Raw genomic sequence first — 6,872 nt, 5'->3', positions numbered from 1 at the left:
GAAGCAGACTGTCAAGCTGATTCGGCCCTTCTGAAACCTTGTCTAACATTCTTTTGTTGGGGCTTTGGCGACTTCGCCGCCAAAGCCCCAACAAAAGCAGGGTCTGGGGCTTCGCCCCACGGCGCACCACAGCGGGCCGCAGGCCCTACGGCGTCCAGATCGTGCCGTCGGGCCAGCGGCCCTGCGTCCACTCGATCACCTTGAGCTCGATCGGGTACTTGGCGGCGGCGGCCTCGTCCAGGTCGACGCCGAAGCCGGGCTTGTCGTTGGCCCAGACGTAGCCGCCGCGCAGCTCGGGGGTGCCGGGGAAGACCTCGTAGAGCGGCTCGCTAAAGTTGATCACCTCCTGGATGCCGAAGTTGTGGCAGGCCAGATCGAGGTGCAGGTTGGCGGCGTGGCCGATCGGCGAGACGTCGCCGGGGCCGTGCCAGGCCGTGCGCACGCCGTAGGCCTCGCAGAGCGCGGCCAGCTTGCGGGCCGGGGTCAGGCCGCCGAGCTGCGAGAGGTGGGCGCGGATGTAGTCGATCAGCTGCTCGGCGATCAGCGGGCGCCACTCCAGCGGGTTGTTGTGCAGCTCGCCCATGGCGATCGGCGTGGCGCACTGGTCGCGCAGGCGGCGGAACCACTCGATCTGGTCGGGGGCGAAGGCGTCCTCTAGGAAGAAGAGCCGGTAGGGCTCCAGGGCCTTGGCCATGCGGATGGCGTCGATCGGGGCCAGCCGCTCGTGGATGTCGTGGAGCAGGAACAGGCCGTCGCCGACGTTGCTGCGGATGTGGTCGAAGAGCGGCGGGATGGAGCGGGCGTAGACGTCGGGGTTGTAGTAGGTGCCGGGGAAGGCGCTGTCGAGGCGGTCCATGCCCCGGCCGCGGTGGGTGGCCTGGGGCGCGCCCTTGCTGGGCAGCGCCGCGCCCGGGCGGATGTCCTGCACCCGCCCGCCGTAGCCGCCCATCTGGCAGCGCACCGCCAGGTAGCCCTCGGACTGGTACTTCTGGACGTTGTCGAGCACCTCCTGGGGATCGCGGCCGTCGGCGTGGCGGTAGACCATGGCCGCCTCGCGGCACTTGCCGCCCAGCAGGTCGTAGACCGGCATGTTGGCGACCTTGCCCTTGATGTCCCAGAGGGCCATGTCCACGCCGCTGACGGCGTTGTTGAGCACGGGGCCGTTGCGCCAGTAGGAGTTGACCATCATGAGGTGCCACATGTCCTCGATGTTGGCCGGGTCGCGGCCCTGGAGCAGCGGGTCGAGGTACTCATCGACGGCGCGGGCCACCAGGGTGGGGCGCTGGGTGAAGGTGGCGCAGCCGAGGCCGTAGAGGCCATCCTGGTCGGTCTCGACCTTGACGACGACGAGGGCGATGCCCTCCGGCGCGGTGAGGATGGCGCGCACGCGGGTGATCTTCATATCAAAATCCTTTCGAGAGAGGGCTTGTCCCTCTCTCACTCTCCCGTCACTACGACCAGAGCCGGTCGTGGCTGTGGTCGCCGTCCCACTCCGTCGTCGGCGCGAAGAGGCCCTTGTCCCAGGGCACCAGGTGCTCCCTGATCGCCTCCTCGTTGATCGTGAAGCCCAGGCCGGGCGTCTCGGGGACGGCGATGTAGCCGCCCTGGATGATCGGCTTGGGCGGGCCGTCGATGAAGTCGCCCCAGAAGGGCACGTCGCTGAAGTGGTGCTCCAGGGCGATGAAGTTCTCGGTGGCGGCGGCGCAGTGGACGCTGGCCATGGTGCTGATCGGCGTGCCGGCCATGTGCATGGCCATGCTCACGCCGTACTCCTGGGCCAGGTCGCCGATGCGCTTGGTCTCTAGGATGCCGCCGCTGGTGGCCATGTCGGGGTGGATGATGTTGACGGCGCGGGCCTCCAGCAGCGGCCTGAAGCCCTCCTTGAGGTAGATGTCCTCGCCGGTGCAGACAGGCGTGTGCAGGGCGCGCTCGATCTGCACCCAGCTGTCGGTGTACTGCCAGGGCACCAGGTCTTCCAGCCAGGCCAGGTTAAAGGGCTCCAGAGCATGGCCCAGGCGGATGCAGTCGTCCACGCCGATGTGGCCGAAGTGGTCGGCGGCGATCGGCACCTCGTCGCCCACCACCGAGCGCACGTCGGCCACGTACTGGCAGATCGAGTCGATGCCCTTGGGGGTCAGGCGCACGTGGGTGAAGGGGTGCATCAGGGTGTGCAGGTTGAGCATGCGCTCCAGCTTATCCTCAGGGTCGCTGGGCAGCATGCCCTGGGGCCAGGAGAGCATGTTGGGCTCGCCGATCAGCGGCTGGATGCCGACGTCCATCTTGAGCATGGTGAAGCCGCGGCCCATGCGCTCCTTGAGGCGCGCGCCCATCTCGGCGCCGGTGGGCTCGTTGGGCGTGTCGCAGTACATACGCACGCGGTCGCGGAACTTGCCGCCGGCCAGGGCGTAGGCCGGCACGCCGTAGGCCTTGCCGGCCAGGTCCATCAGGGCCATCTCGACGCCGCAGACGCCGCCGCCCTGGCGGCCGTGGTGGCCGAACTGCTTGATCTTGCGGAAGATCTTGTCCAGGTTGCAGGGGTTCTCACCGAGCAGGCGGCCCTTCAACATAAGCGCGTAGCGCTTGCTGGCCAGGTCGCGCACCTCGCCGTAGCCGCTGAGGCCCTGGTTGGTGTCGATGCGCACGATCGTGAAGTGCCAGTGGTCCCAGCCGACGGTGGCGGTGCGCAGGTCGGTGATGCGCAGCTCGCTCGGCCGCGAGGCGGCGCCGACGTGGTCCTCGGGGCGGGGGGCGTCCTTGTTCTTCTTCTTATCTTTAGGCATATGATCCCTCCGTTGGGGCGCAGCAGCGGCCATCCGTTTTCTGCGTTGGGGCGCAGCAGCGGCGGCCGCTGCTGCGCCCTTACACTATGGCCGAGCTGCCTTCCACGCGGTGAAGTCGGCCTCGATATCCTCGCGCCAGGTGGGCACATCGATCTCGCCGCTGGTGTAGGTGCCCTGGGAGAGCCGCAGCTTGCCGAACTCGTCGCGGACGCGGATGTTCTCGCTCGCCTCGACCACCTCCTGGGCAAGGTGCGGCGGGATGACGATGATGCCGGTGGGCGTGCCCAGGATCACATCGCCGGGCAGGATGGTCACGCCGCCGATGCGGATGGGGATGTTGATGCCGGCCAGGGTCACGTCGGCGATGGCGGTCGGGTCGACGCCGCGCACGAAGAAGTTGACCTCGGTGAGCTCGCGCAGGCCGGTGTAGTCGCGGATGCCGCCGTCGATCAGGGCGCCGGCGCGGGTGCGCGAGCGCACGGCGGTGCCCAGGTTGTCGCCGATCACGGTGCCGTCCTTGATCTTGCCGAAGATGTCGACCACCATCACATCGTGGTGCTGGAGGGTCTCGATGATCCAGGAGTTCTGGCCGCCGATCGCGCCGCGGCCCTCGGCCAGGCCGGCCTGCTGGATGGCCTCGTGGTAGTCGGGGCGGTGCGGCAGGAACTGGGCCGTCACCGCGCGGCCGACCATGATCACGTCGGGGTGGGTCTGCAGCCAGCCGCCCTCGAACTGGCGGTGGTAGCCGTGGTGGCGCAGCACGCCCCAGGCCTCCTCGGTGCTGACGAGCTTCATGCGCTCCAGCAGGTCGTCGGGCACCTTCGGTCGGCCGTCGTCGAATCGCTCGAATGGGTTGAGGCTGGTCAGCGCGATCATGTCCTCGCGCGAGGGTTGGATGTGCATCGTTCACTCCGTAGGCTAGCCTTGATGTTGGGGCGCAGCAGCCGCCGGTTATTCGGCAGCCCCCATCCATACCTGCTGCTGCGCCCGCACAGCGCAGGCGGCATCAGTCGAAGAACCCGGCGTCCTCGGGCCGGAGGTGCGGGCGGGCCAGATCGGCGTTGATCGTCACGCCCAGGCCGGGCCGGTCCCAGACCTCGATCATGCTGTCGACGACGATCGGGTCGGGCAGGCCCTCGACGATCTCGTGCCAGATGTCCTTCTTGCCGATCGGGTACTCGAAGGCGACGTAGTTGCTGGGCAGGGTGGCGCAGACCTGCACCAGCGCGGCGAGGCCGATCACGCCGTTGCCGGTGCCGTGGGGCGCCATCAGGATGCCGTGCAGGTCGGCGTACTCGGCCACCCACTTCAGCTCGGCCAGCCCGCCGATGTCGCAGGGGTCGGGGCCGATCACCCGCACCGCCCGGCGCTCGATCAGGTCGACGAAGTTCTGGCGCAGGTAGATCTGCTCGCCGGTGTGGGTGGGCGTGCTGGTCTGGGTCGTCACCTCGCGGTAGAGGTCGGCCAGCACGTAGGGCGTGTAGTCGCCGGTGAGCATATCCTCAAGCCACATCAGGTTGAGGTGCTCCAGGGCGCGGCAGATGCGGATGGCGTCGGGGACCATCCAGCCCGGGCCGCAGTCCAGGGCCAGGCCGATCTCGTCGCCCAGCACCTCCTTCATGGCCTCGACGCACCTGACGGTGTGCTTCAGGCCGGCCTCGGTGAGCAGGCCGCGGTTGGGGTGGCGCCCGGTGGTCTGCGGCTCGCCGTAGAAGTAGCCGGGCAGGCGGTTGGGCATGGGGCTGTGGAAGGCGATGCCCTGCTTGATGATCGAGAAGCCCTCGGGGGCGGCCTTCATCTGCGCCATATTCTCGGCGAAGGCCTCGGGCGAGTAGTCGCGCATCTGGAAGCGCACCGCGCCGTTGTAGGTGCGCACCTTGTCGCGCACCTTGCCGCCGAGCAGCTTGTAGATCGGCAGGCCGGCCGCCTGGCCGGCGATGTCCCAGAGCGCGATCTCGATCGCGCTCACGGCGCTGCCCCAGGGCTTGAAGGAGCCCATGCGCCGGATCTTCATCATCACCCGCTCGACGTTGGTCGGGTCCTCGCCGAGGATCATGTCCCGGTAGAACATGACGTGAGGCTTGAGGTAGGGCTTGTAGGACTCGATCGGCCCCAGGCCGCTGACGCCCTCGTCAGTCGTGATCCGCACGACCGGGTGATCGCCGATGGTGGCGCAGCGCAGGTCGGTAATCTTCATTGATTATGTGTCCCTCCGGTATTGCGGGTTGTCGCCAATGGAGGGCCGAAGCATTGGGATGGTCGCTCCGCGACCATCCCAATGCTTCGGCCCTACGGATGTTTCCACCCGAGCAGCCGCTCCGCCTTCGCGCAGTCGAAGAGACCCTGGTGGCCGGACAGGTCGCCGCGCAGCTCGGCGTCGGGGAAGTAGCGCTGCGCGAGGGCCAGCGAGGTCTCGTCCATCACGGTGGTAGGCGCAGCAATGAAGAAGACCTCGTGGCCGATGTACGCGGCGGTCATGACGGCCAGGCAGGCCCGGGCCGCCGCGTCCAGCAGGGTGTAGGCCCAGAGGTTCTTGGCCAGGGCCTCCTGGTTAATGTTGGGGTGATCGGCCAGGTTGGGCCGGTGGTCCGTCACCCAGTGGAAGCGCATGCTGGCGATGGTCATGCCGGCGTAGCGGCGGGCGATCGAGTCGCCCTGGGCCTCGCAGATCCACTTCGAGAGGCTGTAGGGGTCCTCGTTGTAGGTCGGGTGGGCCTCGTCGAGCGGCAGGTAGTCGTAGATCGGCCAGCGGCTGTAGGCCGCGCCGACGGCGTTGATGCTGGAGGCCTGGCAGACCTTGCGGACGCCCAGCTCGGCGGCGGCGCGCAGGGCGTTGTAGCTGGCGGCCACGTTGTTGTTGTGGACGACATGGTCGGGGTGGTGGCCCGGCGAGGGGATGGCCGCCATGTGGATCAGCCCCTCGCAGCCCCCCAGGGCGGCCAGGAAGGAGTCGTAGTCGGTCACGTCGGCGTGGACAAAGCGCACGCCCGCGCGGGGCTCGGCGGGCGCCACCCGGTCGATGCTGACGATGGTGTGGCCCTGCTCCAGGGCCAGGTCGATGATCCCGCGGCCAACCCGGCCGCTGCCGCCGGTGAGTGCGATGTGCATAGGGTTCCTTCGCAGATTGCAGATTGCAGATTGCAGATTGCAGATTGGCTCCAATCTGCAATCATTCCGCGTACACCGCCTGGCGCAGGCCGCGGATGTAGCCGATCGCGTAGAGCCGGCCGAAGGACGAGTAGCCGGCGTTGGCGTTGCTGTCGCCCTCGACGGTGGGCACGTGGTCGGGGCGCAGCACGCCGGAGAAGCCGATGTCGCGGTAGGCCCGCAGGCAGGCCAGCATATCGGTCTTGCCGGCGTCGTGCCAGGTCTCCTCAAACTTCTCGGGCGTGCCCTGCACATCGCGGAAGTGGACGAAGGAGATCGCCTTGCCGAAGCCGCGGATGGCCCTGGGCAGGTCGTCGGTCATCAGGGTGAAGTTGCCCTGGCAGAGCGTGATCGTGTTCATCGGGCTGGGGGCCATGGCGAGCAGGCGCTGGTAGTTCTCGACGCTGCGCATGATCCGGCCGACGCCGCGGATCGGCGAGAGCGGCGGGTCGTCGGGGTGCATCGAGATCTTCACCCCGGCCTTCTCGGCCACCGGCAGCACGCGCTCAAGGAAGTGCCCCAGGGTCTCCCAGAGCTTCTCCTCGCTGATCGGGCCGCCCGGCGTGGGCGGGGCGTCCTGCATCTGCGCGTAGTCGAAGCCGGTGACGACCGAGCCGCCGCGCGAGGGCACGCTGGTGTTGGTGCGCAGCCAGTTGAAGTCGGTCATCCACTCGTAGCACCAGACGGGGATGCCCAGCTTGCCCATGTTCTCCAGCAGCGTGCAGACCGTGTCGATCTCCGCCTCGCCGCCATCGAGGCCGCGCTTGGCGTTGTTCAGCGGCGGGCGCGACTCGATCACATCCAGCGAGAAGCCGGCGCCCTCGTAGCGCTGCTTCATGCGCAGGAGCGGCAGGTAGTCCCAGGGCTGGTCGCCGTCGGACAGGTCGGCGGGGGTGGGCAGGCCGCCCACGGCGCTGTTGATGCCGGCCTGCTTGGCCAGCTTCC

The 6,872-nt window shown here is 68.3% G+C and carries 6 protein-coding genes; all 6 read right to left on the bottom strand.

Annotation, left to right across the window (positions count from 1 at the left end):
• Nucleotides 1-145 precede the first annotated feature (145 nt).
• Nucleotides 146-1,402: an enolase C-terminal domain-like protein gene (locus K2Z83_RS27405; RefSeq protein ID WP_220598350.1), complete on the bottom strand. Its 1,257-nt coding sequence runs from the start codon at nt 1,400-1,402 to the stop codon at nt 146-148.
• A gap of 49 nt (nt 1,403-1,451) precedes the next feature.
• The gene (locus K2Z83_RS27400; RefSeq protein ID WP_220598349.1) at nt 1,452-2,780 is read right to left on the bottom strand and encodes a mandelate racemase/muconate lactonizing enzyme family protein; all 1,329 of its coding nucleotides are present in this window, start codon (nt 2,778-2,780) and stop codon (nt 1,452-1,454) included.
• An 84-nt stretch (nt 2,781-2,864) separates the two neighbouring features.
• The gene (locus tag K2Z83_RS27395) at nt 2,865-3,683 is read right to left on the bottom strand and encodes an RraA family protein (RefSeq protein ID WP_220598348.1); all 819 of its coding nucleotides are present in this window, start codon (nt 3,681-3,683) and stop codon (nt 2,865-2,867) included.
• A gap of 103 nt (nt 3,684-3,786) precedes the next feature.
• Nucleotides 3,787-4,977 carry a mandelate racemase/muconate lactonizing enzyme family protein gene (locus K2Z83_RS27390; protein WP_220598347.1) on the bottom strand — a complete coding sequence of 397 codons (1,191 nt, stop codon included), beginning with the start codon at nt 4,975-4,977 and terminating at the stop codon, nt 3,787-3,789.
• Between the two features lie 92 nt (nt 4,978-5,069).
• Nucleotides 5,070-5,888: an NAD(P)-dependent oxidoreductase gene (locus tag K2Z83_RS27385; RefSeq protein ID WP_220598346.1), complete on the bottom strand. Its 819-nt coding sequence runs from the start codon at nt 5,886-5,888 to the stop codon at nt 5,070-5,072.
• Nucleotides 5,889-5,949: 61 nt separating this feature from the next.
• On the bottom strand, nt 5,950-6,872 hold a 923-nt coding region (locus tag K2Z83_RS27380; protein WP_220598345.1), incomplete at its 5' end, for a mannonate dehydratase.

Origin of the sequence: Oscillochloris sp. ZM17-4 (assembly GCF_019599295.1) — a bacterium.
Lineage (GTDB): Bacteria > Chloroflexota > Chloroflexia > Chloroflexales > Chloroflexaceae > Oscillochloris.
This window is presented reverse-complemented; position numbering and strand designations above follow the sequence as displayed.

Bases quoted from the DNA above. Each gene is read 5' to 3' on its own strand.
- K2Z83_RS27405 (WP_220598350.1), bottom strand. From the start codon at position 1,402: ATGAAGATCACCCGCGTGCGCGCCATCCTCACCGCGCCGGAGGGCATC.
- K2Z83_RS27400 (WP_220598349.1), bottom strand. From the start codon at position 2,780: ATGCCTAAAGATAAGAAGAAGAACAAGGACGCCCCCCGCCCCGAGGAC.
- K2Z83_RS27395 (WP_220598348.1), bottom strand. From the start codon at position 3,683: ATGCACATCCAACCCTCGCGCGAGGACATGATCGCGCTGACCAGCCTC.
- K2Z83_RS27390 (WP_220598347.1), bottom strand. From the start codon at position 4,977: ATGAAGATTACCGACCTGCGCTGCGCCACCATCGGCGATCACCCGGTC.
- K2Z83_RS27385 (WP_220598346.1), bottom strand. From the start codon at position 5,888: ATGCACATCGCACTCACCGGCGGCAGCGGCCGGGTTGGCCGCGGGATC.